This is a genomic window from Rhodococcus sp. PAE-6, from assembly GCF_025290685.1.
In the GTDB taxonomy this organism is placed as follows: Bacteria; Actinomycetota; Actinomycetes; order Mycobacteriales; family Mycobacteriaceae; genus Rhodococcus; species Rhodococcus pyridinivorans.
Window position 1 is genome coordinate 207441 of record NZ_JAOCLZ010000001.1, and the last position, 22104, is coordinate 229544.

The following is a 22104-nucleotide window of genomic DNA, read 5'->3' on the forward strand; positions in this document are numbered from 1 at the left end:
TCCGAGCGAAGCATCGTGAAGGGCCGAATCGACCGGTGGAGGATTCGTGCGCATGGGCCGTGCACCGATTATTCCGCGCGCCGCTCATCATGTCGGCGCACACTGGCGTGCTCTGTCCGAGATCAGGGGCACCGGTGAGCGGTTCGTCCCGGCCCTGACCGAACCCCTGCCGCCTGCTGCGCGGCGTTGGATCAACCATGCGGTGGCCGAGGGCACGCCGATGGCCGCAGCCGCACGACTCGAGATGTCCGGGCAGATCCGGCTCGGATCCTGGCGACCGTTCACCGCTGTCCAACTCCTCGCCCCGACGTCGGGATTCGTGTGGGCTGCGACCACTCGGATCGGCCCGGTATCAGTGTCGGGGTACGACCGCTTCACCGACGGTTGTGGCGAGATGCGTTGGCGGATAGGGGGAATCATTCCGGTGATGTCCGCGGACGGCCCTGATGTCAGCGACAGCGCGGCCGGCCGCCTGGCCGGGGAGAGCATCTTCGTGCCGACGTCGTTTCCCCTCGCACGGTGGCGCGGCGACGAATTCGTCGCCGCGGCGACCTGGACGGTGGCCGGCCGCAAGGAAACCGTGCGTCTGGATGTCGCCGAGGACGGGGCGTTGTGCGGGGTGCGGATGCTGCGGTGGGGCAACCCCGACAATCACGAGTTCGGCCGGTATCCGTTCATCGTCGCGGTCGAGGCCGAACACCGGTTCGGTGGCATGACCATCGCCTCACGGATCCGCGCGAGCTGGGACACGGGACCCGGCACGGACGGCGAGTTCTTCCGCGCCGAGATCACCTCTGCCGACTTCTTCTGACGGTCCACGAGGCCTGCCGCGGAAACCGACGTCGTCACTGTCTGCCGGGTGTCTGTGTGCGGTCCCGCCGGTCGGCCGTCCACACCGATTGCAGCATGTGCCAGTCGGCGGGATGCGCGGCGATACCGGCGGCGAACCGGTCGGCCAGTAACTGGGTCGTGGCTTCTACGCCGCCTGCGGTATCGATCGGGGCGTCGATGTGGAACCCCCACCCGCCCGGAGTGAACCAGCAGTGCACCGGCAGCAGCGGCGCACCCGTATCGATCGCGAGCTTGGCCGGGCCGGCAGGCATGCAGGCCGGTTCGCCGAAGAAGGTGACCGGCACGCCCGCTCCGGTCAGGTCACGCTCACCGAGGAGTCCGACGAACCGTCCCTCCCGGATCCGGGCGGTCAGCTGTTCGAACGGTGGAACTGTGCCACCGGTGAGCGGGATGATCTCGAAACCCAGGCCTTCCCGGAACCGGACGAAGCGGCGGAACAACGATTCCGGTTGCAGTCGCTCGGCGACGACGGTCGGTGTGCCGATCCGCTGTACGATCCACACTCCCGCCAGGTCCCAGTTCCCGCTGTGCGGAAGCGCCAGCACTGCGCCGCGCCCACGCGCGACGGCCTCGTGGATGTGTTCGAGACCGGTGGCCGCGGAGTCGATGGTCTCGGCCAGCCGTAGGGGATCCATCGACGGCAACCGGAACGCTTCGCACCAATACCGCGCGTACGAACGTAGACTCGCGCGCACGAGTTCGTCGGGCACCTCAGAGGGAGAGGTGGACAACACCCGAGCGAGGTTGCGTCGTAATTGGATCGGCCCGCCGTTTCGGGCCGCTCGATCCGCAGCCATCTCGAACAGGCGCCTCGCCGGCTTTTCCGGTAGCGCGCATACCGTCCACCAACCGGCGGCGTATGCGAGATCCCAGGCCCGATCCTTCATGCGCATCGAGTACCCCGAACGCGGAGGTCGACAACGATGACGACGCCGGCGACAGGGCTCAACAGCACCATGAAGCCCACCATGAGCACGACCGCGACAGCTTCGAGGCGGTCGCGCCCCGTCCGACTTGCCAACAAAAATCCGGCTGCCTGCAGATTCGCTCTGCCGACAGCCGGATTCGGTGTGCCGTATCCAGTTCGCCTATCCGATGGGCGGGGCGGCCGGTGCCTCGCGCGACAGGATCGGAAGCCGCGACGCGAACGGCAGAAGCACCACGACGACCAGCGCGACCATCAACACGCCGAGCGCCATGCCCGACAGCACGTCGTGGACGTAGTGCACCCCCACCGTCACCCGGGAGAAGGCGAGCACCGCGGCGAGCGGAGCGACCAGCCAGATCAGACGCGGAGCCGCGAGGACACACGCCGTGGCGAACGACGCCGCGATGACGGAGTGGTTCGACGGCCAGGACCAGTCACCCACCTCGGGGCATTCCAGCACCGTCTCGATCCCGAGTGCGCGACACGGTCGCGGCTCCGTCACCACGAGCTTGACGAGTTCACTCGACAGGTAGGCACCCACGACACCAATACCGCCGACGGCGAGGGTGCCGAAGCTGCGTCGATCGTTCCGCCACAGCCACGCCGCGAGCACACCGGTGAAGGCGACCAGGACGAGCAGCCCCTTGTCCGCGACGAGACCTGCGAGCGGTCCGAGGAAGGACCCCTCGACGGTCTGAGCGACGGACAGATACAGGCGGTCGCGCATCGGCACCGTCGCCGCCGCGAGAAGAGTCAGCACGAGCGCCACCCCTACTGCAGGGATGAACATCGAGCGGACCAACCGCGGGGATACAGGAGGTGAACTCTCGGTGACGACCATGACCGAATACGCTATCGCGCCACCTTGCCCGGCGGCAGACCGGCTGGTCGGGCGGGGTGACGGGGAGCTTCGAGCCTGCGACGCGTCCCGTTCCGAGACGACTGCAGGCCGGCGGACGAAGTGGCTTCTGCCTCCCGCCCGGGCGATAGGCTCGCACGCGTGTGGCGAACCTGGATCCTCTCCGCAGCGATGGTGGCCGTCGCGGCGGTCGTTCTGCTCACCGGCGCATTCGACGTGACCTCGGTGGTGACGGCAGTACTGCTCCTCGTCTTTGCGTGGGTCACCTCTCCCCTGTTCTTCCCCCATCACGTCGACGACGCGACCGCCCGTCGCGACGCCGCAACCCGCGGCGTTCCGGTGGTGTACTGGCGCCCGGGGTGCACGTTCTGCATCCGGTTGCGCGCCACCCTGCGCGCCCGCGCGCGTCACGCGATCTGGGTGAACATCTGGCGGGATCCCGCGGCGACCGCTCGGGTCCGGGAAGTCAACGGCGGGAACGAGACGGTGCCGACGGTGTTCATCGGCGACGTGTCGCATACCAATCCCGACCCACGTTGGTTTCGCGATCAACTGGTCTGACGAGCCGACCCCCGACATGAACGAGGTCCCGGATCCGTGTGGATCCGGGACCTCGTTGATGCAGAGCGGTCAGCGGCGCACGCCTCGGCCGGTGACGGCCTTGACGAGGAACAGCAGGATGACCGCGCCGAGGAGGCAGGTCAGGAAGCTGAAGATCAGTCCGCCGCCTTCGACATCCACGCCGAAGACCTTCAGCAGGAAACCACCGATCAAGCCGCCGATGACGCCGACGACGATGTTGAGGAGAATGCCCTGCTGGGCGTCGGTGCCCATGATCTTGCTGCCGATCCAACCGGCGAGACCACCGATGATGATCCAACCGAGGATTCCGAGTCCGAGCATGTGCAGTCCTTTCGTGAACACTGGCTAGTTCGACCCAACTCAGATACCCAGTCGTCCCACCAGTCACACCTCTCACTTCTGACAAGTTCAGAGTGGCACGAATGCGACGCCCGGGAGGTCGGATTCGACGGTTCCGACCGTGGCACGTGCCGTCTGCCCGACGGGGACGGCTCGCGCTGGCACACTCGTGCGCATGACCCAGCCTCCCGTCACGATCACCGTGACCGGGCACGCCGAGCGCACCGTCGCACCCAACCGGTGCACGGTGGTGTTGCGGGTGCACGCCGACGGCTCCTCGCGCAAGCAGGCCGCCGAACCGGTGACCGCGGCCGTCGCCACCGTCACCGATCTCATCACCGAACTTCGCAAGCGCACCCCGAGCCCGGTGAAGCGGTGGACCTTCGATCGGGTACGCCACAGCCGACGGCGCCCGTTCAACCGCGAGGGCAAGAACCGGCCGTGGGTGTACAACTCATCGGCGTCGATCACCGTCACCTTCCACGAGTTCGACGCTGTGGGTGCGTTCGTCGAACGGGTCGCCGAACTCGAGGTGGTCACCGTCGCCGATCTCCAATGGTGGATCACCCGCAAAGCCCGGAAGGAGCGACTCGCCCAGGTCCGCGACCTCGCCGTCCGCGACGCCCTCGACAAGGCGAAGGCATACACGACGTCGCTGGGCCTCGACACCGTTCGTGCGGTGGCCATCGCCGATCCGGGCATGCTCGGCTCCCAGCCCTCACCCGTTCACACGGGCGGCGCCCCCATGATGCGCACAGCGATGCTGCGCTCGGATGCGATGAGCGCCCCCGAGTCGGCCGAACCCGAGCTGGTCTTCGAACCGGATCGGGTCACCCTTACCGCCGACGTCGAGGCGCGGTTCGAAGCTTCCCCCCAGCGCCGGTGAGACTTCGGTGTTCCGGACCCCGCTCAGCGAGGTCGAGAACACCGAAACTCGAGCACCCTCCGCTCGATTCCTTGCGCGCCTTGTACAGACGGTGGCACGATGCCAGCACGCCGCCGATCCGCGCGGCCACAATCGAATAAGGCCCGCCAGGAGTTGCAGCTCCCGACGGGCCGGATGTCCGACTGTAAGGGAGTCGAACGTGGGTCAGAATACCCTGGCCGGCGGGGTGCGTCGTGGACCGCGCCTTGCCGCCAACTTCACCGTTCTCAGCAACGCCGTCATCACCGACGAGCGGCTGTCCTTCCGCGCGCGGGGTGTGCTCGTCTGGTTGCTGTCCAAGCCCGACGACTGGCGCACCCGCGCCGACTCGATCGCGGCGCAGTCGCCCAAAGAAGGTCGCGACGCCATCCGCTCGGCATTGCGCGAGCTCGCCGACCTCGGCTATCTGGTGCGCGAGAAGATCCAGAACGAGCTCGGCCAGTGGATCACCATCCAGACCATCTACGAACGTCCCGTCACCGACCCGGCGCCTGAGAATCCGACGCGCGGCAGCGCGGACATCGGAGACTCAGGCGCTCTTTCAAGTACCGATACACCAAGGACGGAAACCAACCGCACACCGCGCGTCGCGAAGACACCGCTCGGTCCCACGGTGGTTGAGCTTGCGGCAGCATGCAGGCAGGCCGGACTCACCGCGACCTTCGTCTACCTCAAACCCGATGCGGCAGCGGCGATCGAAGCACTCGTCGCCACACACGGCGTGCCGGCTCTGGTTGCGGCAGCGAAATCCGTGCACAGACCGGGCAATCCGATGCGACTGGCGCACGGATGGTTGCCGTTGTGGCGGTCGCTGTCGACGCCCCGTGTCCTCCACCCGAAGTGCGGCGACTGCGACGAGTACGGGTGGCTTCCCGATGACGAGCAGGGGCGTGCCGTGCGGTGCGGGTGTCGCGCGCCGGCTGCGGCCTGAGATCCGATGCAAAGGCGCTCGGCCGAATTCCGTTGGCCGATCGGATGGATCGGTTGTCTCATGAGGGGTAGGTGACGTTCTGCGGTAGACAGTCTCGCCGAGCTATCGACGGCGAGGGATGGTGATGGTGTCGGGAACCCGTATCGAAGTGCCCGTCGACGACGGCGTGCTGTCGGGACTCGATTTCGGTGGCCGTGGGCCGGAAGTGCTGTTGGTCCACGGCAGCGGACACAACGCCGTCACTCGTGATCGCCTGGTGTTCATTCGTGCTCAGCAGAATGGCGTAAATTCCATTGCCCCAGCACTTGTCGAGGAGTACTACTGGACGCTGGCGAATTTCGAGATCCTCGAGGAGAAACACGGCGATGGCCACCACGATCGAACGGCCGGACGGCACGAGCATTCATGGTCCGGGCAAGCTGTCTGCGGAGCGCTTGCAGCACGAGCTGGCGTTGCGTCGACGTGCTCAGCGGATACCGGGACGGCGACGTCACGACGGGAAAGGCGGGCGTCGGCAGCAGCGACGTGCCGCCGCCGGAGCGTGGTAACTCTGCCCAGCATCGTCGAGGCGGCGGCGTGATCGGTCAGCGGCGCGCCGGCGAGGCGAGAGGAGAATCCCGACGACCTCCGGCGACGGCACTCCCCCACTGGCCGATACAACCGGACGAGCAGGGGGCATCAGCACGATCGCCGACAGTGCGGCGATGGCCACCGAGAGGATGCCGCCGAGGGGAAATCCGACCAGAACGTTGAGCCGGGACTTCGCGAGATCCCGCACCGTCCACTTCTCTTCCACCGCTCCGGAGGAGAAGTAGAACACCTCGTACGGAGTCCTCGCCGCACCGAACAACGCGATCGCGTAATACCGATATGCCGCCAGGTTTTCGCTGTCCGCCAGGGATGGAGTGAACATCTGGTTCGCGAGCTGCCTCCCAATCCGGGCCGAGAAGGAACACCGCCACTGCGAACATGACCACGCACAGTCCGACCACCCCGGTGACGTTCTCCATCACCGAGAACTTCACCCGCCAGATCACCAGCCACACCGCCAGGGCGGCTACCGGAATCCACATCTTCGGGTTCACACTGCTCGCCAACTGCAACGCCAGCGCGATACCACCGACCTCGGCGGTCCACGTCGACAGGTTGATCAGAAGCGACGCGCTCAGATTCGCCACTGCCATGCGCGGCCCGAGACGTTCGCGAATGATCTCGAAAGTGGCTCGGCCGCTGACCGCAGCGACGCGGCCGGACATCTGCGGAAGACACAGATTCCCAGCACGCCTACCGGCACCACCCAGGCCAGGACAACCCGAAACGCGCGCCCACCACGGCATTGGTGACCAGATCACCGATGTCGAGAAATCCCCCGATCGCGGTGAGGATTCTGAGAGCGACGGCGAAGGGACTTTTCATCTAACCGTGTTCGCCGCCTGCAGGACCTCGGCGCGCAGGGTTCCCTGGCCGGGGGTGTCCACCTCTCGATCCGCGGTTGCCGAGACGGCCTGGTCGACCTCTTCGAGCATGTCCGACAGGGCGGTGTCCGTGGCGGCGGTGGTGTTGTGACCGTCGGCGAAACCTGCAGGCTCAGCTGAGCCGAGACCGCCGCCGAACCGATCTGCTGCGCTGCCCGACCGAAATCGCCTTCCACCCCGCCGCGCATCGAAGCGCACCCTGATGCGAAGACACCCAGGAGCCGCGCTGCAGCGACCACAGAAAGCAGCACACCCCTGCTCCGGCGTCCACCCGTCTCATGCGAGACGCGCCGTGAAGACCACGCTTTCCTCAGCAACCTCACGATAGAGGCCGGTTTCCGTCGCCGGTCGGTTTCGACAGCCGACACTCGCCGCGCTGCCGACCGGCGCCTATCGTTGTTCCCATGGATCCGCCCGTGACGCGGTACATCCAGCGCGACGGCGCCGCACTGGCGTATCAGATCGTGGGTGAGGGGCCACATCCGATCGCGTGGTTCTTCGAAGACATGATGCATCCGGACCTGATGTGGACCGATCCGCACTTCCACTACAACTTCGAACGTTGTGCCCGCTTCGCGCGTTCGCTGTTCTTCCAGCGACGCGGATTCGGACTGTCCGATCCCGTCGAGCACGTCCCCACGCTCGAGGAGCAGGCCGACGACGTCGTCGCGGTGCTCGACGACGCCGAGGTCGATCGCGCCACGCTCGTCGGCGCAGCCAGCACCTGCGGGCCCCTTGCCCTGGTAGCGGCTCGGCACCCCGACCGCGTTTCCGGGCTGGTCCTCGCCGAACCCTGGCCCGATACCCTGCTGTCCGACGGTGATCCGCCACCGGGATGGACTGCTGACGAGCGAGACCGGTTCGTCGAGTCGTATCGGGATGCGTACGCATGCTGGGGTCAAGGGAAGCTCACGTTCCTGGCGCACCCGACCCTCGATGTCCCACACAATCGACGGATCATGGCGCTGCTCGAACGCTGCTCCGCCACACCGAGAACTGCCCAGAAACATCTCGAGTGGGCTCTCCGCGCGAACTACTCCTTGATTCTGCCGGCAATCCAATGCCCGACGAAGGTGTTGCATCAGCCGGACACTCTGTTCGCTCGAGAGGCCGGCCGCAGGATGGCCGCGCAGATTCCGAACGGCCGCTTCTACGAGCTGCCACCGATCGCCCTCGGCGCAACCCTGGGTGAAGTGCTGATTCCTGTTCTCGACCACGTGGAGGAACTCGTCAGCGGCACGGACCATCCGGTCGAGGCCGATCGGTTCCTGGGCGCGGTTCTGTTCACCGATGTCGTCCGCTCCACCGACCTGCTCGCGGAGGTCGGTGACAACCGGTTCGCGAGGTTGCTGGGCGCGCACGACCGACTCGTGCGTGCGGAGGTCGAGGCCGGCGGAGGCACGCTGGTGGGCATCGCGGGCGATGGGACCCTCAGTGTCTTCGACGGTCCAGTGGCCGCACTGCAGTGCGCGCACCGGATTATCCGATCGACATCGACTCTCGGATTTTCTGTGCGCTCCGGCGTGCATGTCGGGTCGGTGACCCGCGCCGGTCCCGGGTTGACCGGAATGACGGTCCATATCGGAGCGCGGATCGCTGCCTCCTCCGGGCCTGGCGAGGTGCGATGCTCACAGGCGGTGCGCGAGCTTGCGGTCGGCGGAGATTTCGATTTCACCGACCTGGGCAGGCATCGGCTCAAAGGTGTGCCCGGTCAGGTCCAGGTGTTCAGGGCGACGGTCGGGGCCCGTCCTGCACAGCCTGCGCTGCCACCACGCCCGACCGTCTCGGACCGGGCAGTATTGACCATGGCGCGCCGGGCTCCCGGCATGCTTCGTGAGCTCGCCCGCCTCGCAGACCGTCGCAACAAGGCAGTGAGGCGTCCACGATGATCGTCGCCGACTAGGCTCGGCTCCGTGAGCGTGCGTGCAGGAATCATCGTGACCGGGACCGAAGTGCTGACGGGGAGGATCTCCGACCTGAACGGACCGTGGTTGTCCGACCAACTCCTGAAACTCGGCGTCGACGTCGCCCACATCACGATCTGCGGTGACCGGCCCGCCGACCTGACCGCACAGTTACGGTTCCTCACCGAGCAGGGCGTCGATCTCATCGTCACCAGCGGGGGTCTCGGTCCCACCGCCGACGACCTCACCGTCCCCACCGTCGCCGAGTACTGCGATCGCGAACTGCTGCTCGACCCCGAACTCGAAGAACACATCGCAGGTGTCATCCGCCGGTTCCGCCCGGACACCCCCGATCTCGACACCGGGCCGACGCGTATCGGGATCCGGAAGCAGGCGCACGTGCCCGCCGGTGCCACCGCCCTGCCGCCCACCGGTACAGCGCCGGGCGTGGTCATCCCCGCGGTCACCGGCGATCGGCCGGTACCGACCATCGTCATCCTGCCCGGCCCGCCCGGTGAGCTGCAGGCGATGTGGCCGAGCGCGGTCGCCTCCCCCGCGGTCGCCGACGTGTTGGCGCGAGCCGACGACCTGCAGCAGCACACCGTGCGCGCCTACGGATTGCACGAGGCACAACTCGCCGAGACGCTGCGCCGGGCCGAATCAGAGATCGCCGGCCTCGAACGCCTCGAGATCACCACCTGCCTCCGACACGGCGAACTCGACATGGTGACGCGAGTCGCCTCCGGTGACGCGGACATCTACCATCGCCTTCTCGACGTCCTCACCGAACACCATGGACGCGAGATCTTCTCGACCGACGGTTCCACCATCGACGACCAGCTGATCGCCGCCCTCGAGGGCCGCACGATCGCGACTGCGGAGTCGTGCACCGGCGGACTCGTCGCCGCGCGGCTCACCGACCGTCCCGGGTCGTCGGCCTATGTCATGGGTGGCGTCGTCTCGTACTCCAACGACGCGAAGTCCGATCTGACCGACGTACCGGCCGAGATGATCGCGGAACACGGGGCGGTGAGCGAGCAGGTCGCCGCAGCCATGGCCGAGGGTGCCCGACGGCGCCTGAAGGTCGACGTCGCGGTCTCCACCACCGGGGTCGCCGGCCCCGACGGGGGAACCGAGGCCAAGCCGGTGGGCACGGTGTGCTTCGGCGTCGCGATCGAGGGACGGCCGACGTACACGGTCACCCGCCGCTTCCCCGGAGACCGCGAACGGGTCCGGACTCTCACCACCACGGCGGCACTGCATCTGGTTGTCGCACAGCTCGGTCGGGATTGAGCCTGCACGCGCGCACCCTCGGCGGCCGTCAGTTCTCCCCCGCCGCCTTCAGCTGCGCCCGAAGAGAATCCACTTCGGCTCGGAGGTCGTCGATCTCGTCGATGTAGGGACGGATCCGGGCGCGGACCGCTTCGTCGGTGTACTGCGGGATCAAGCTCCGTGAGCAGTTCCAGTCGAAGGCCTCGACCTCGATGACGATGCTTCGCTCACATCGTGCCGAGATTCTCCGACCGTCACCGAGATCGCGCAGCCGGTCGAGAAGCTGCGGGTCGTCGTCCGCATCGACCACCCGCGCGGTACCGAAGACCTTCAGCCGCCTCTTCAGCGGAAAGTCGGCGAGGAACAGCGCGACCCTTCCGTTGTCCGCGATGTTCCCGACCGAGACGAATTGTTGATTGCCTCGGTGATCCGCAAACCCGATCGTCTGCCCACCGAGGTGGTGCAGGAACCCGACGGGTCCGCTGCGGTACTGGACATAGGGCCATCCGCTCGGGGTCACCGTCGCCATGTGGAACTGGAAGCTTTCGCGTACGAGAGCGAGTTCCCGGTCGCCCAACGGCTGAGGTCCTCGGTCGGGTTCGTCGAGGTCGGCACCATAGGCAACGATGCTGCCCGCAGCTTCCTGGCGAGCGACCGCCTCCGGGCCGAACGCCAGATGGTGATACCTCGATCCCATACCGATCTCCTCGCCGATGTCCGTTATGCCGACAACAAAACAGTGCATCACAATCGACCGTGACCAGAATGAGGGGGTGTCGACCCTGCAGTTCGCCGAACAGCGGCCGCCTGGTTTACGATACGGCACGTGTCGTATCTTAATGAGCCGCCTGCGCAACGCGGACGTCCACGCGACGCCGAACTCGAGCGTCGGATCACCACCACCGTTCTCGAACTACTGGCCGAACAAGGCTACGAGGGCCTGACGTTCGAAGCAGTCGCTCGACGTTGCCAGGCGTCGAAGGCAACGCTGTATCGACGTTGGCCGTCCAAGCGCGACATGGTCCTCGCAGCAGTGAAGGACGCCCCTGCGCATCCCTCGGTGGTTCCACTCCGGCGCGGCGACACACTCCGCGACGATCTGCTGATGCTTGCGCAACGCCTCAGCCTCACCATGTCCGCAACCGACAGCAACGCCGCCTTCATGCTGCTCCACGCGGGACTCGAAGACCCGGAGTTGTGCGACGCCATCGAGGAGACCGTCGGCCCGACAGGCGCACGTCTCCCCCAGGCGGTCCTCGACGATGCCGTTGCGCGAGGCGAACTCCCTTCGGGCGCTCAATCATTCGCATACGAGGAGGTCGTGGGAACCGTCCTGCTCCTGCGACGAGCGAACGGTCTCACCGTCGACGAAACCTACCTCGAAGCCCTCGTCGACACCGTCATCATTCCCGCGCTCACCGCGTCCGCCGGCCGAACGGACCTGCCCGCCGGGATCTTCTCCGGCCACCCCGAAACCTCCACCACGACTACGACTACGGAGACCCCATGACCCGCTGCACCATCGAGGACTTCACCTACCGCACGATCACCGTGGACGGCGGCGTGAAGCTCAACGTCGCCGTCGGTGGGCAAGGTCCGGCCGTCGTCCTGCTGCACGGTTTCCCGCAGACCCACTACATGTGGCGCCACGTCGCCCACGCACTCGCTGAGGACCACACCGTGATCGTCCCCGACCTGCGCGGCTACGGCGCCAGCGACCAACCCCCGGTCGACAATCCCGAGTCGTATTCCAAGCGCACCATGGCGAACGACATCGTCGCGGTCGCCCGCGAGATCGGTTTCGACCACTTCGGGCTCGTCGGTCACGACCGCGGTGCGCTCGTCGCCGTCCGTGCGGGACTCGACCACCCCGACGCCGTCGACTACCTCGGCATCCTCGACGTCCTTCCCACGATGGACACCTGGGCCGTACTTCAGGGCGTGAACGCCAAGGTTGCCTGGCACCTCTACCTCATGGCCCAGCCCGCAGGGATGCCCGAGAAGATGATCGCCGCTGTCGCCCCGGAATTCTTCGGCTCGTTCCTCGATGCGTGGGACCCCACCGGAACCACCTTCACGCCCGAGGAGCGCGATCACTACGTCACCAGCTCGATCAACTCTGTCGACTCGATCGTGGCCGACTACCGCGCCACCGCCGGCATCGATCTCGACATGGACCTCGCCGACCGCGAACGCGGGGCTCGGCTCACCATGCCCGTCGCGGTCATCTCCCAGGACTGGGGCTCGCAACTGGGCTTCGACGCCTCGGCCCTCTGGCAGGCGTGGGCACCCGATCTCACCTACCAGGGCACCACCAGCGGCCACTTCATGGCCGAAGAGAACCCCGACGAGATCGCCGGCTTCATCACCGAGCTGGCCGCCCGCATCCCGGCCGACCAGCCCTGACGGACATGCCACCGGAGTCACCGGTTGGGGGTGACCACGATCACCGAAAAGCACGCATCCTTAACATGACGAACAAACGGGACATCGATATCATCGACCTCAGTTATTGTCTGTCGGGGGCACACGAGGAGAATCGCGCATGTCCCGGATCGATCGCAGACGCACACGCACCGTCGGCCTGCTCGCCGCAGGTCTGCTCACCGCAGGTCTGAGCGTCGCGGGTCCGGTCAGTTCCGCGTCCGCTGACCCGGTCCGCAACTGCCCTGAACGGTACGTCCTCGCCGTCGACGGAACCCGCGGCTTCGAAACCCGCGACTCGATCGACCCGGCATCCCCCTTGGCGAAGATCTCCGCTCGGTTCGAGTCTCCCGGCACCGTGGTCGAACACATCCGCTACCCCGCAGTGGTTGTGCCGTTGCCCGGGACCGGCTCGCACGACGATTTCGACGGCATCGACGACGACGGCACCATCGCCTACGACAGGTCGAAGCAGATCGGGCATCAGCGACTCCGCCAGACCATCACCGTCCGACACAGCACCTGCCCCGACTCGGACCTGTTGGTGCTCGGCTACTCGCAGGGCGCCTCGATCGCGGGCGATGTTCTCGCCGAGATCGCAGCCGACGGGTCCGTTCCCCCCGAACGGATCTCGGGCGTCCTCTATTCCGACCCCCGCGACGACCGCGGCGTCGAGACCCTGTTCCCGGGTCCCGTCGCTCCCGGTGTGACGCTCGGCGGCGGCCGGAACGACTTCGGTGAGATCCACGTCGAACGAGTCTGCATCGAAGGCGACGCGATCTGCGACGGTCGCACACCCGAGGACGGCAAGGACTGGCTCCGCGAGAACGTGACGGGGTACTTCCAGCTGCACACGAAGTACCCCGACTACCAGCCCTGACCGAGTCGGGCCGGAGAGTTCGCCGACCGCGCGGTGTGCATCAGTTCCAGAGTGACGAACTCGGGGGAGGTTGTGTGCGTGTTCTTCGCCGGAACCGCACACAACCTCCCCCGAGTTTCGACGGCCGCTACTCCTCCTCGACGCCACCAATGGCCCAACGCAAAAGGGAACCCATCCTCAGGTAAGGATGGGTTCCCTCGTCGGCGGGTCCCTAGCGGACTGTCGTTACTGCAGTCTGCGCAGGACTGTTATGCCTGTGCAGCGGCAGGTTCCTCGACGTGCTCCACGGGGCCGGCTTCCGTAACGGGATAGACGGGGTATTCCACACCCGACAGGTACTGGACCGTTCGCACGACCTGGCACGAGTAACCGAACTCGTTGTCGTACCAGACGTAGAGGATGGCGGTGTCGCCATCCACGATCGCTGCATTGGCGTCGATGATGCACGCCGCGCGCGAGCCGATGAAGTCGCTCGACACCGCGTCGGTGGCCGAGGTGTAGTCGAGGTTGCGGCGCAGCGCACCGGTGAGCGACTCCTGGTGCAGGTGCTCGAGCACCTCTTCCTTGGTGGTCTCACGAGTCAGCTGAAGGTGAAGGATCGCGACGGACACATCCGGCGTAGGAACGCGGATCGAGTTGCCGGTGATCTTCGCCTTCAGATCGGGAAGCGCCTTCGCGACCGCCGAAGCGGCGCCGGTCTCGGTGAGCACCAGGTTGAACGGCGCGGAACGTCCGCGACGGTCGGCCTTGTGGTAGTTGTCCAGCAGGTTCTGGTCGTTTGTGAACGAGTGCACCGTCTCGACGTGACCACGCACCACACCGAATTTGTCGTCCATGGTCTTCAGCGGCGGAACGATGGCATTGGTGGTGCAGGACGCGCACGACACGATCGTCTCGTCCGGGTCGAGGTCGCGGTGGTTGACACCGTGCACGATGTTCGGGAGATCACCCTTACCCGGTGCGGTGAGCACCACCTTGGCGATACCGGGGCGGAGATGCTTCGACAGACCGTCGCGGTCGCGCCAGATTCCGGTGTTGTCGATCAGGATGGCCTTGTCGATGCCGTACTCGGTGTAGTCGACGCTTTCCGGATCGTTGCTGTAGATGAACTTGATGACATTGCCGTTGGCGACCAAGGCGTTGTTCTCGGTGTCGACCTTGATCGTGCCGTTGAACTGTCCGTGGACGGAGTCGCGACGCAGCAGAGAGGCACGCTTGGTCAGGTCGTCGTCACCTCCCTTACGGACCACCACAGCACGCAGGTTCAGCCCATTGCCCGAGCCTGCCTTCTCGATGAGCAGACGGGCGACGAGGCGACCGATCCGACCGAACCCGTACAGGACCACGTCCTGCGGTTTCGCGGGGCTCGTCTGCGCGCCGCCGACCAGATCCGCGAGGCTCTCAGCGACGAAATCCGGGATGGATCGTCCGGCTCCCTCGGCCTGATAATCCGTCACCAGCAGGCCGAGGTCGATCTTCGACGGCTGCAGGTCGAGGTCGGTCAATGCCTCGAGGAACGGGAACGTCGCCTCGACCGACAGCTCGTCACCGCGGATCTGACGCGCGAAACGGTGCGTCCGCAGAATACCGATCACCGACTTGTTCACGAGGGAGCGGCTGTGAAGCAAGATCGTGACCGAATGCCGGCGGTGCAGACCGCCGATGATCGGGATCATTGCTTCCGCAATAGCCTCTTGCGAGTTCCACTGTGCCAATTCCGGGGTGCTCACTGCGCTCCTCTGCCTTTCCGGCTCGTCTGACACGTCGCAGGCTGTTGGGTGCAGCCCAGACGAGACGCACGTCACTCGCCGGTCGGTGTCCGGATCGGTGGAACCGTACGCGACCGACGCCGATTACGGCGTGCGTACCGGCAAGCATATGAAAGAGCTCTCACGGGTCGACGCCCGGTACGGGAAACGCGCCCGCGCGTGCGTGAAGCTGATCGCTTCTACTCTGATAGGCAGGCATTCGCGCCGCCCCGTGCTGTAGATGAACCAGCGAGCTGCGTGTGTCTCCAGTCACATCCACAGTGACGGGGTCGCGTGATGGTATCGAGAGTCCCAGTGGGCACCACGTAGATCGACATTACTGGCACACAGGCGTATGCGAATCAGGTCCTGCACCTGACTGCACAGCGGTGACGACCATCATTCGTATCGCCCGTCGACGTGCCCTTTCGAGGTGCAAGCGTCACTTTCGACGGGACACCGCCGCGTCCACGAGCAGACCGATATATCGCTGCCGTGGCTGCCCGTTTGCTGCGTCCCGGCTGCGCCGCCCAGTTCGTACACCGTGCCGCTCCTGACTCAGGAATACCGAACGGCACCGCTCCGGCATCCCTACCGAGGCTCTCGGTGGGGTGGGTTGATCAGTCGATGCATGTACGCCACGCGAGTCGCGCCGCCTCTGCAACCGGTTGAAGCGGTCCTACGCGCCGCTGCTCGACGTGATCTATCGGCCGGATAATAAGAATCTTTTGGATATGGCGACCCAGGTCCTCGTAAAGCACCTAAAGTGAAAACTCTCCACGAACGGTCCATCTCAGCGCGCACCGCGAATCGCATCGTGGATCCTCACCACTTCGCGCACTCGAGGAAATGAACATGACACGCATACCCCGATGTGGCAAGAATATCGGCGCAAACCGAACCGTGGGCGTGCTCGCCGCCGGAATGGTAGTTGCGTTCGGTTCGGTCGGCGTAGCGGGCGCCGCACCTGCGCCTGCGGTCGAGCGCAGCACCGAAACATACACGTATACCTATACGTTCGACGGACCCGTGACGTGCAACGGCGGACCCATGTATACCTTGACCAGCACCGTTACATCTACGGATCATCTTCTCGAGAATCCGGGCGGAAGAAGAGTTATCCGGTCGGATCTCACCGAGAAAATCACTGGCATTCCGCTGGATCCGTCATTGCCCACGGTCACTGCGACGACCGAAGCAAAGCTCGCCGCGAGCACTTCGACACAGGGAGCCTTCGCCAACACATACCATGGGAAAACAGTCGCGACCTACTCAGACGGGAGCACTGAAACTGCCTCGTTCGTCGGACATACGACCGTCAGTCCGTACCATCAGAAAATCTTGAATTTCGACAGATGTCACTGAGTTCCCATTTCGATGACTTTTCGACCGATTCCGGCATTCTCGGAACCCTCGAACCAACCGAGCTACTTGCCATTCCAGACAACTAGGGACAGAGCCCAGCATTTACTCAAGGTGTTCTCCGGACTGCGAAAGTCCGTAGCTCGTGCCTTCCGCTGCCAGGCCCCGGCTGCACGTGGCAACCCGTAAGAAATGACGAGACTGAGGAAGAATTGGTTGCTGGGCGTTGAGGTTTCCTGATTGTTGCGACACAGTCGCAGCCTGCGAGATGGTGCTACTTCCTGGCTGAAGCCAGAAGATGAGCGGTAACCGCATCCCAGTCGGGGAACTCGGCGCTGCCGAATTTGATCAGTTCACCCGTGAAGTCCTTCGCGCCATTGTGGTCGCGGTCGTCGACCAGGAAGTCTCCATGATTGAGGTTCTTGTGGTGCGACAGAATCAATCGTTTGTAGGCGACGGAGGTGGGCTCGATGCCGAAATGCTTCTGTACCCACAGTAGTTTGTCCGACCACGCTGACGGGTTCTTCCACGGCGCAGTCGAGAGTATGTACGCATCGAAGTGTTCGGCCAGCAGTGTGAATGCTTCGATCGCACCGTCGATGGGATCCATCAACGCGAAGATCCCGGGTGCCTCGTCATAGCGGTCCTGGTACTCATGGAAGTCGGCAGCGCCGAGCCGATCGATTCCGGACTTGAAGTGAACCAGCGTGTTGTCGAGATCGACGTAGAGGATCTTTCTGCGATCAGTCACGTCGTGACGATACCTGCGGCAGCTCACCGCGGAAAGACCGACAAAACCCGGCCTGACAGAACGTCGAATCGAAGAGATCGGCAGGTGGCGACTGCCGGTCGACCGCGAGATGATCGGAGTACTCCGATGCTTCAACCGACGCTCGACCTTACGCACAGAGGAGAAAGCTGTGAGAGTGAGTCACCTTCCCCTGCGTCTGACCACTGGCGCGTTCATCCTCAACTCGGGACTCGGTAAGCGAGCACTTTCCTCCGAAGCTGCCGCCGGGTTACAAGGCATGGCCGCCAACGCTGTTCCCGCTGTCCGCACGATGCGTCCCGAGACTTTCGGAAAGACGCTCTCTGCAGCCGAAACGGCACTCGGTATAGCACTGCTCACGCCGTTCGTGCCCTCCGCGCTTGCTGGGGCCGCACTCGCGGGCTTCAGTGGTGGATTATTGACCATGTACTGGAAAACCCCAGGCATGCACGAGCACGGCTCGATCCGACCCACCCAGGACGGCACCGCCGTGGCCAAGGACGTATGGATGTTCGGGATCGGTGCAGCCCTCGTGATCGACGCACTGGGTTGCAGACGGTAGGTATACGAAGCCCCGTCGTGCTCGTCCTTTTGTTCGAACCGTCAGCGCGCCTGGCGTCGGCGAGCAAGGTGCCTGACACGAGTTGCGGCATTGAACGCCGCCTTCACTGCGCGATCGGCAATCGACCCGTCGGCTGGTAGCAACTGGATCTGGCGGGCGAATTCCATTTGGTCGTAGCGCACAGTGTTGGTGACGACGTGTCCGTTCTCGACGACGAAGTGGTCGAATCCCTCGAGGTCGATGCGACGCCCTGTGCCGGCGATGCCCATGAAGGTTCCGACGTGTTGCCCGGTCAGGTGCCAGTGGACGAGGACATCGTGTCCGGATTCGGCAACCGAGACGATCTCGAGGGTGAAGTCGGCGAGAGCGGCGAAGACCTGTGCGAAATAGGCCGCGATTTCGGCGTGACCGTGACACGTCCCGGTAGGGAAATGCACGGTGGTGTCGGCGGTCCAGAAGTTGCGCAGACTGTCGAGGTCCTGGGCGCTGATGCGTCCGATCGCCCACTGCACGAGTTGGGTCTTGGAGGCATCGTTCGGCGGTGCGATCGGGGTCGAGGAAATGGTGTGATCGGGCATCTCTGCTCCCATGCACGGTGGTGATACTGCACGGAATCTTCCTCTCCCGAGGCTAACCCTCACCCATCCGAACGCGGACGTGAACGACCGCCCACAACGATGCCGGGTAGCACCGGGAAGGCCACTGGTGTCCCGACGCTACGCCGCGGCGCCCGCCTCGACATCGTACGAGCGCCGCAGCGTGAATTTGCTACGCGTGCAGGGCGTCCCGGAGGAAGGAAACAGCCTGGGCGACTGCGGCCTTCGCAGCGAACGTGTCGTGCAGAGAGTTGACCATCACGAAGTCGTGAATGATGCCCTGATAGCGCACCGCGGTTGTGGGAACACCTGCCCGACGGAGCTTCGCGGCGTAGGCCTCGCCCTCATCACGCAGCACGTCGGCTTCGGCTGTGATCACGAGCGCCGGCGGCAATCCGCTGAGCTGGTCAGTGGTCGCGCGCAACGGCGAGGCGGTGATCTGGGCGCGCTCGGCCTCGTCGGTCGTGTACTGGTCCCAGAACCATTTCATGCCCTCACGCGTGAGGAAGTAACCCTCGGCGAACTCGTGGTAGCTGGCGGTGTCGAAAGCGGCGTCGGTGACCGGGTAGAACAGGACCTGGGCGGCGATGTCGATGCCACCACGTTCTTTGGCGAGCAAGGTCAGGGCCGCGGTCATGTTGCCGCCGACCGAGTCGCCGGCGACCCCCAGACGGGTGCCGTCGAGGTTCTTATCGCCGCCGGCGCTCGCGATCCACTGCGCGGTGGCCCAGACCTGCTCGATCGCGTGGGGGTAGCGCACCTCGGGTGAGCGGTCGTACTCGGGGAAGACGACGGCGGCGTTCGCACCGACGGCGAGGTCGCGCACGAGGCGATCGTGCGTGTGGGCGTCGCCGAAGACCCATCCGGCGCCGTGCGTGTAGACGATGACCGGGAGCGTGCCGGTGGCCCCGGCCGGGCGCACGATGCGGACCTGGACCGTCCCGGTCGGGCCACCGGGGACCTCGACCCATTCCTCATCGATCGCCGGCTTGAAGATCGGCTCGTCCTGCACACCGTCGACAGCTTTTCGGCCGTCTTCGGGGGCGAGTTGGTAGAGGTACGGCGGATTGGCGGTCGCCTCGACGAACGCTTGGGCGGCCGGCTCGAGGGAGATGTTCTTCGGGTTCGCGGACATGACGGAACTTCCTTTTGATCGGTGGAGCCGGAGACCGAGAACGACCGTTCTCGCTCTGATGTCGACTGTAGAGAACGACCGTTCTCAGCGTCAAGAGGGTGTCGAAAATTCTCGTCGGGACCCAGCCCGAGGAGGCGGAACGCCCACAGCCGACGCGGTGGACGAATGCATCGACAGATCCCTTGCCGGGCCGAATGAAGCCTGGAGAACCAGCGTTCTCAGGATGCGTAGACTGGCAGCGTGAACGAGGAGACCCGTACCCGCATCGTCGAAACCGCCGATGCACTCTTCTACAGCCGCGGCTTCGGCCAGGTGGGCATGGACGCCGTGCGCGATGCCGCCGGGGTGTCGCTACGCGCGCTCTACAAGGAGTTCCCCTCGAAGGACGAGTTGATCGCGGCTGTCCTCGCCGGCCGCCACGAGATGTGGACCAAGGGGGTCGAAGCGAAGGTCGACGCGATCGCCGACCCGGCAGCCCGCCTACTGGCCGTGTACGACTTCCTGAGCGAATGGTTCGCAGACCCTCACTTCCGCGGCTGCGGATTCATCAACGCCTTCGGCGAACTCGGGTCGGCGAACCCGCGCGTCGCCGAGATCGTGCGCGAGCACAAAGCCGATTTTCAGCGGTACGTCGCACGCCTCGTCGCCGAGGCCGGAGCACCCGACTCGCTCGCTCCCCAACTCGCCATCCTCGCCGAAGGTGCCCAGACCACCGCGGCGATCGCCGGCACGACGGATGCCGCGGCACAGGCACGTGCCGCAGCAGAAATCCTCATCAGTTCCGCACTGGCCGGTAAGTAGTACCAGGCTCGTCGGCACAGGAACGAACCGGAACAACAAGCCCGGTTGAATCGGGGCCTCCATCCACGAGTAGCGAACTCAAGGAGCGGTTCTCGCCTGCATCCGTGCCGGAACGGGTCCGGCGGCAACCAGGGTGAAAGGTGTAACCACCGCGAAGTCGTTTGTAAGGGACTCGCTCCGCACCCTTCGGACGATTCCAGTCAGAGCCAGAGTAGCTTCGAGCATGGCGAAGTGGTCACCGATGCAGGTACGGGGCCCTCCACCGAACGGCAGATACTGCCAGCGCGAGGGTGGCGATGATCGCTCCCGGTCGAACCGATCCGGATCGAAGCGTTCCGGATGATCCCAAAGCGCAGGGTCGTGATGCAACGCGTAAATTCCCACCGCCACATTCGTTCCGGCCGGGATCCGGTAACCATCCACCTCGACGTCCCGCATCGCCCTCCGCCCCACTATCGCCCCTGGAGGACACATCCGCAATGCTTCATGGAGCACGCGCACGGTGTACGGCAAGCGGCCGATATCGGCTGCCTGTAGAGGACGATCACCGACTGCACTACCTTCCTCCGCCACACGATCCTGCATCTCCGGGTTACGGCCCAATTGCCACAGGCTGTACGTCAACGTGGTGGCGGTGGTGTCGTGACCAGCGAACAGGAAGGCGAACAGCTCATTTCGAATGTCTTCATCACTGAACGGCGTACCGGTCGCCGGATCGGTGAGTTCGAAGAATCGTCGAATCAATTCGGCGCTGGTGTCGGACCCAGTGCGCGCGTCCGCCATCGCTTCCTCGAGTGCTTCGGTGATGACCACCATGGACTTGTGGTACCGGTGCCGGGCAAGAGTCGGCATCCAGGCCGGGGCCCGCACAGGCTGCAATCCGCGACGGGTGACGAACTGCAGGGCTCGGGTGAGATGCGGCCCGAGGGTGTCGGCACGCCCGCTGAGGTCGATCCCGAACAGCGATCGCCCGAGCACTCGCAAGGTCAGCCTTCGCGTTTCCCGATCGAGGTCGACTGTGCCGCGCTCGAGCCACTCCGTCGCCATAGCGTCTGCAGTTTCCGCCATACGATCGGCGTAGAGAGCGACGTGTTGTTTCGTGAACAACGGTTGCAGCGCTCGTCGACGAGGCACCCACGGGTCGTGAGGAAGATTGAACACGTTCTTACCGCCCCACAGCCGTGCCTGGACGAAAAGCTCTGTCTCCTTGTCGAAGGCACCGTCGGCGCCGCCGAGCACATCGTGAGCGCCCTGCGGTGACGTGACGATCGCGAACGTCGGCGTCCATCGTCCGGGACCGGTACGAACAAGGGTGACGGGCCCCCCGGCATCACGAAAGGTTTCGGGGCCGGTATCGAACTTGCGAAGTGCTTGGATGCGGTTGATCCACGGCATCGACACGGTGGGCGGGAGAGGAGAGTTTTGGGCCTGTGCGGCTGTCCTGGCCATGAGTCAAGTGTCCCTCCGAACGCGCGCGCATGCCAGACCCAATCTCGATTTTCTTTCCGCCACATCCGATTTGATAAGGCGCGAACACGAAGTCGACGCGTGCAACCCGTCAGTACGGGAGCACGCGTCAGAACGGCGCAGTAGCTGCAGAACCGCAACACGGTGGCACGGTCCAAGACGTCCGCGTCCGGATATCGCCACCGCCGGCACGATACGTAAACGATTTCTGTTGTGCTCGAACGCATTATCTCAATGAGAGAATACGGCACACGGATGATTCACTGCCGCGACCCGCCGAGACCGCTCCGCAT

The 22104-nt window shown here is 65.1% G+C and carries 22 protein-coding genes and 1 pseudogene; 13 read left to right on the plus strand and 10 right to left on the minus strand.

Features of this window, described 5'->3' with window-relative positions:
* Positions 1-52 precede the first annotated feature (52 nt).
* Positions 53-811 carry a DUF6544 family protein gene (locus NVV99_RS00920; RefSeq protein WP_024100988.1) on the plus strand — a complete coding sequence of 253 codons (759 nt, stop codon included), beginning with the start codon at positions 53-55 and terminating at the stop codon, positions 809-811.
* Between the two features lie 34 nt (positions 812-845).
* Here NVV99_RS00920 and NVV99_RS00925 read toward each other — a convergent pair whose 3' ends face one another.
* Positions 846-1745 carry a phosphatidylinositol mannoside acyltransferase gene (locus tag NVV99_RS00925; RefSeq protein WP_024100987.1) on the minus strand — a complete coding sequence of 300 codons (900 nt, stop codon included), beginning with the start codon at positions 1743-1745 and terminating at the stop codon, positions 846-848.
* A gap of 195 nt (positions 1746-1940) precedes the next feature.
* On the minus strand, positions 1941-2621 hold the full coding sequence (locus NVV99_RS00930; protein ID WP_228045061.1) for a phosphatase PAP2 family protein: 681 nt from the start codon (positions 2619-2621) through the stop codon (positions 1941-1943).
* 159 nt (positions 2622-2780) lie between these two features.
* Between NVV99_RS00930 and NVV99_RS00935 the strand changes: the two genes are divergently transcribed.
* Positions 2781-3200, plus strand: a complete 420-nt coding sequence (locus NVV99_RS00935; protein ID WP_024100984.1) for a glutaredoxin domain-containing protein — start codon at positions 2781-2783, stop codon at positions 3198-3200.
* 69 nt (positions 3201-3269) lie between these two features.
* On the opposite strand, the gene NVV99_RS00940 is transcribed toward NVV99_RS00935, so the two are convergent.
* Positions 3270-3542, minus strand: coding sequence for a GlsB/YeaQ/YmgE family stress response membrane protein (locus NVV99_RS00940; RefSeq protein WP_019289453.1), 273 nt, complete (start codon positions 3540-3542; stop codon positions 3270-3272).
* 193 nt (positions 3543-3735) lie between these two features.
* On the opposite strand from NVV99_RS00940, the gene NVV99_RS00945 reads away from it, so the two are divergent.
* The 3 genes from NVV99_RS00945 (at position 3736) to NVV99_RS00955 (ending at position 5996) form a co-directional block, all read left to right on the plus strand.
* Positions 3736-4446: an SIMPL domain-containing protein gene (locus NVV99_RS00945; protein WP_024100982.1), complete on the plus strand. Its 711-nt coding sequence runs from the start codon at positions 3736-3738 to the stop codon at positions 4444-4446.
* 199 nt (positions 4447-4645) lie between these two features.
* Entirely contained in the window at positions 4646-5416 is a 771-nt protein-coding gene (locus NVV99_RS00950; protein ID WP_024100981.1) for a helix-turn-helix domain-containing protein, read from the plus strand.
* A gap of 118 nt (positions 5417-5534) precedes the next feature.
* On the plus strand, positions 5535-5996 hold the full coding sequence (locus NVV99_RS00955; protein ID WP_197539150.1) for a hypothetical protein: 462 nt from the start codon (positions 5535-5537) through the stop codon (positions 5994-5996).
* 93 nt (positions 5997-6089) lie between these two features.
* Here the strand turns inward: NVV99_RS00955 and NVV99_RS00960 are convergent.
* A pseudogene (locus NVV99_RS00960) lies at positions 6090-6832 on the minus strand (Nramp family divalent metal transporter); the annotation flags it as partial.
* 463 nt (positions 6833-7295) lie between these two features.
* Between NVV99_RS00960 and NVV99_RS00965 the strand changes: the two are divergent.
* Positions 7296-8780 (plus strand): adenylate/guanylate cyclase domain-containing protein, encoded by a 1485-nt coding sequence (locus tag NVV99_RS00965; RefSeq protein ID WP_024100978.1) that lies wholly within the window; start codon positions 7296-7298, stop codon positions 8778-8780.
* A 24-nt stretch (positions 8781-8804) separates the two neighbouring features.
* Entirely contained in the window at positions 8805-10088 is a 1284-nt protein-coding gene (locus NVV99_RS00970) for a competence/damage-inducible protein A (protein WP_024100977.1), read from the plus strand.
* Positions 10089-10116: 28 nt separating this feature from the next.
* On the opposite strand, the gene NVV99_RS00975 is transcribed toward NVV99_RS00970, so the two are convergent.
* Positions 10117-10764 (minus strand): pyridoxamine 5'-phosphate oxidase family protein, encoded by a 648-nt coding sequence (locus NVV99_RS00975; RefSeq protein WP_024100976.1) that lies wholly within the window; start codon positions 10762-10764, stop codon positions 10117-10119.
* Between the two features lie 129 nt (positions 10765-10893).
* On the opposite strand from NVV99_RS00975, the gene NVV99_RS00980 reads away from it, so the two are divergent.
* From NVV99_RS00980 to NVV99_RS00990, 3 genes are all read left to right on the plus strand, one after another.
* Positions 10894-11577 (plus strand): TetR/AcrR family transcriptional regulator, encoded by a 684-nt coding sequence (locus NVV99_RS00980; protein WP_024100975.1) that lies wholly within the window; start codon positions 10894-10896, stop codon positions 11575-11577.
* Entirely contained in the window at positions 11574-12473 is a 900-nt protein-coding gene (locus NVV99_RS00985) for an alpha/beta fold hydrolase (RefSeq protein WP_006552080.1), read from the plus strand. The genes NVV99_RS00980 and NVV99_RS00985 overlap by 4 nt, the downstream gene beginning before the upstream one ends.
* 139 nt (positions 12474-12612) lie before the next feature.
* Positions 12613-13371, plus strand: a complete 759-nt coding sequence (locus NVV99_RS00990; protein WP_024100974.1) for a cutinase family protein — start codon at positions 12613-12615, stop codon at positions 13369-13371.
* A gap of 248 nt (positions 13372-13619) precedes the next feature.
* On the opposite strand, the gene NVV99_RS00995 is transcribed toward NVV99_RS00990, so the two are convergent.
* Positions 13620-15101, minus strand: coding sequence for a glyceraldehyde-3-phosphate dehydrogenase (locus tag NVV99_RS00995; protein WP_024100973.1), 1482 nt, complete (start codon positions 15099-15101; stop codon positions 13620-13622).
* A gap of 873 nt (positions 15102-15974) precedes the next feature.
* Between NVV99_RS00995 and NVV99_RS01000 the strand changes: the two genes are divergently transcribed.
* Entirely contained in the window at positions 15975-16484 is a 510-nt protein-coding gene (locus tag NVV99_RS01000; protein WP_143543577.1) for a hypothetical protein, read from the plus strand.
* Between the two features lie 271 nt (positions 16485-16755).
* Here NVV99_RS01000 and NVV99_RS01005 read toward each other — a convergent pair whose 3' ends face one another.
* Positions 16756-17232 carry a 5'-3'-deoxyribonucleotidase gene (locus NVV99_RS01005; protein ID WP_024100972.1) on the minus strand — a complete coding sequence of 159 codons (477 nt, stop codon included), beginning with the start codon at positions 17230-17232 and terminating at the stop codon, positions 16756-16758.
* Between the two features lie 169 nt (positions 17233-17401).
* On the opposite strand from NVV99_RS01005, the gene NVV99_RS01010 reads away from it, so the two are divergent.
* Positions 17402-17812, plus strand: coding sequence for a membrane protein (locus tag NVV99_RS01010; RefSeq protein WP_041803349.1), 411 nt, complete (start codon positions 17402-17404; stop codon positions 17810-17812).
* A gap of 41 nt (positions 17813-17853) precedes the next feature.
* Here the strand turns inward: NVV99_RS01010 and NVV99_RS01015 are convergent, their stop codons facing one another.
* Positions 17854-18390 carry an ester cyclase gene (locus NVV99_RS01015; protein WP_024100970.1) on the minus strand — a complete coding sequence of 179 codons (537 nt, stop codon included), beginning with the start codon at positions 18388-18390 and terminating at the stop codon, positions 17854-17856.
* Between the two features lie 190 nt (positions 18391-18580).
* A complete protein-coding gene (locus NVV99_RS01020) occupies positions 18581-19543 on the minus strand; it encodes an alpha/beta hydrolase (protein ID WP_024100969.1) in 963 nt (320 codons plus the stop codon).
* A 240-nt stretch (positions 19544-19783) separates the two neighbouring features.
* Between NVV99_RS01020 and NVV99_RS01025 the strand changes: the two genes are divergently transcribed.
* On the plus strand, positions 19784-20344 hold the full coding sequence (locus tag NVV99_RS01025; RefSeq protein WP_024100968.1) for a TetR/AcrR family transcriptional regulator: 561 nt from the start codon (positions 19784-19786) through the stop codon (positions 20342-20344).
* A gap of 78 nt (positions 20345-20422) precedes the next feature.
* Here NVV99_RS01025 and NVV99_RS01030 read toward each other — a convergent pair whose 3' ends face one another.
* Positions 20423-21793 carry a cytochrome P450 gene (locus NVV99_RS01030; RefSeq protein WP_024100967.1) on the minus strand — a complete coding sequence of 457 codons (1371 nt, stop codon included), beginning with the start codon at positions 21791-21793 and terminating at the stop codon, positions 20423-20425.
* Positions 21794-22104 lie beyond the last annotated feature (311 nt).

Bases quoted from the DNA above. Each gene is read 5' to 3' on its own strand.
- NVV99_RS00920 (WP_024100988.1), top strand. From the start codon at position 53: ATGGGCCGTGCACCGATTATTCCGCGCGCCGCTCATCATGTCGGCGCA.
- NVV99_RS00925 (WP_024100987.1), bottom strand. From the start codon at position 1,745: ATGCGCATGAAGGATCGGGCCTGGGATCTCGCATACGCCGCCGGTTGG.
- NVV99_RS00930 (WP_228045061.1), bottom strand. From the start codon at position 2,621: ATGGTCGTCACCGAGAGTTCACCTCCTGTATCCCCGCGGTTGGTCCGC.
- NVV99_RS00940 (WP_019289453.1), bottom strand. From the start codon at position 3,542: ATGCTCGGACTCGGAATCCTCGGTTGGATCATCATCGGTGGTCTCGCC.
- NVV99_RS00945 (WP_024100982.1), top strand. From the start codon at position 3,736: ATGACCCAGCCTCCCGTCACGATCACCGTGACCGGGCACGCCGAGCGC.
- NVV99_RS00955 (WP_197539150.1), top strand. From the start codon at position 5,535: ATGGTGATGGTGTCGGGAACCCGTATCGAAGTGCCCGTCGACGACGGC.
- NVV99_RS00965 (WP_024100978.1), top strand. From the start codon at position 7,296: ATGGATCCGCCCGTGACGCGGTACATCCAGCGCGACGGCGCCGCACTG.
- NVV99_RS00975 (WP_024100976.1), bottom strand. From the start codon at position 10,764: ATGGGATCGAGGTATCACCATCTGGCGTTCGGCCCGGAGGCGGTCGCT.
- NVV99_RS00985 (WP_006552080.1), top strand. From the start codon at position 11,574: ATGACCCGCTGCACCATCGAGGACTTCACCTACCGCACGATCACCGTG.
- NVV99_RS00990 (WP_024100974.1), top strand. From the start codon at position 12,613: ATGTCCCGGATCGATCGCAGACGCACACGCACCGTCGGCCTGCTCGCC.
- NVV99_RS01000 (WP_143543577.1), top strand. From the start codon at position 15,975: ATGACACGCATACCCCGATGTGGCAAGAATATCGGCGCAAACCGAACC.
- NVV99_RS01015 (WP_024100970.1), bottom strand. From the start codon at position 18,390: ATGCCCGATCACACCATTTCCTCGACCCCGATCGCACCGCCGAACGAT.
- NVV99_RS01020 (WP_024100969.1), bottom strand. From the start codon at position 19,543: ATGTCCGCGAACCCGAAGAACATCTCCCTCGAGCCGGCCGCCCAAGCG.
- NVV99_RS01030 (WP_024100967.1), bottom strand. From the start codon at position 21,793: ATGGCCAGGACAGCCGCACAGGCCCAAAACTCTCCTCTCCCGCCCACC.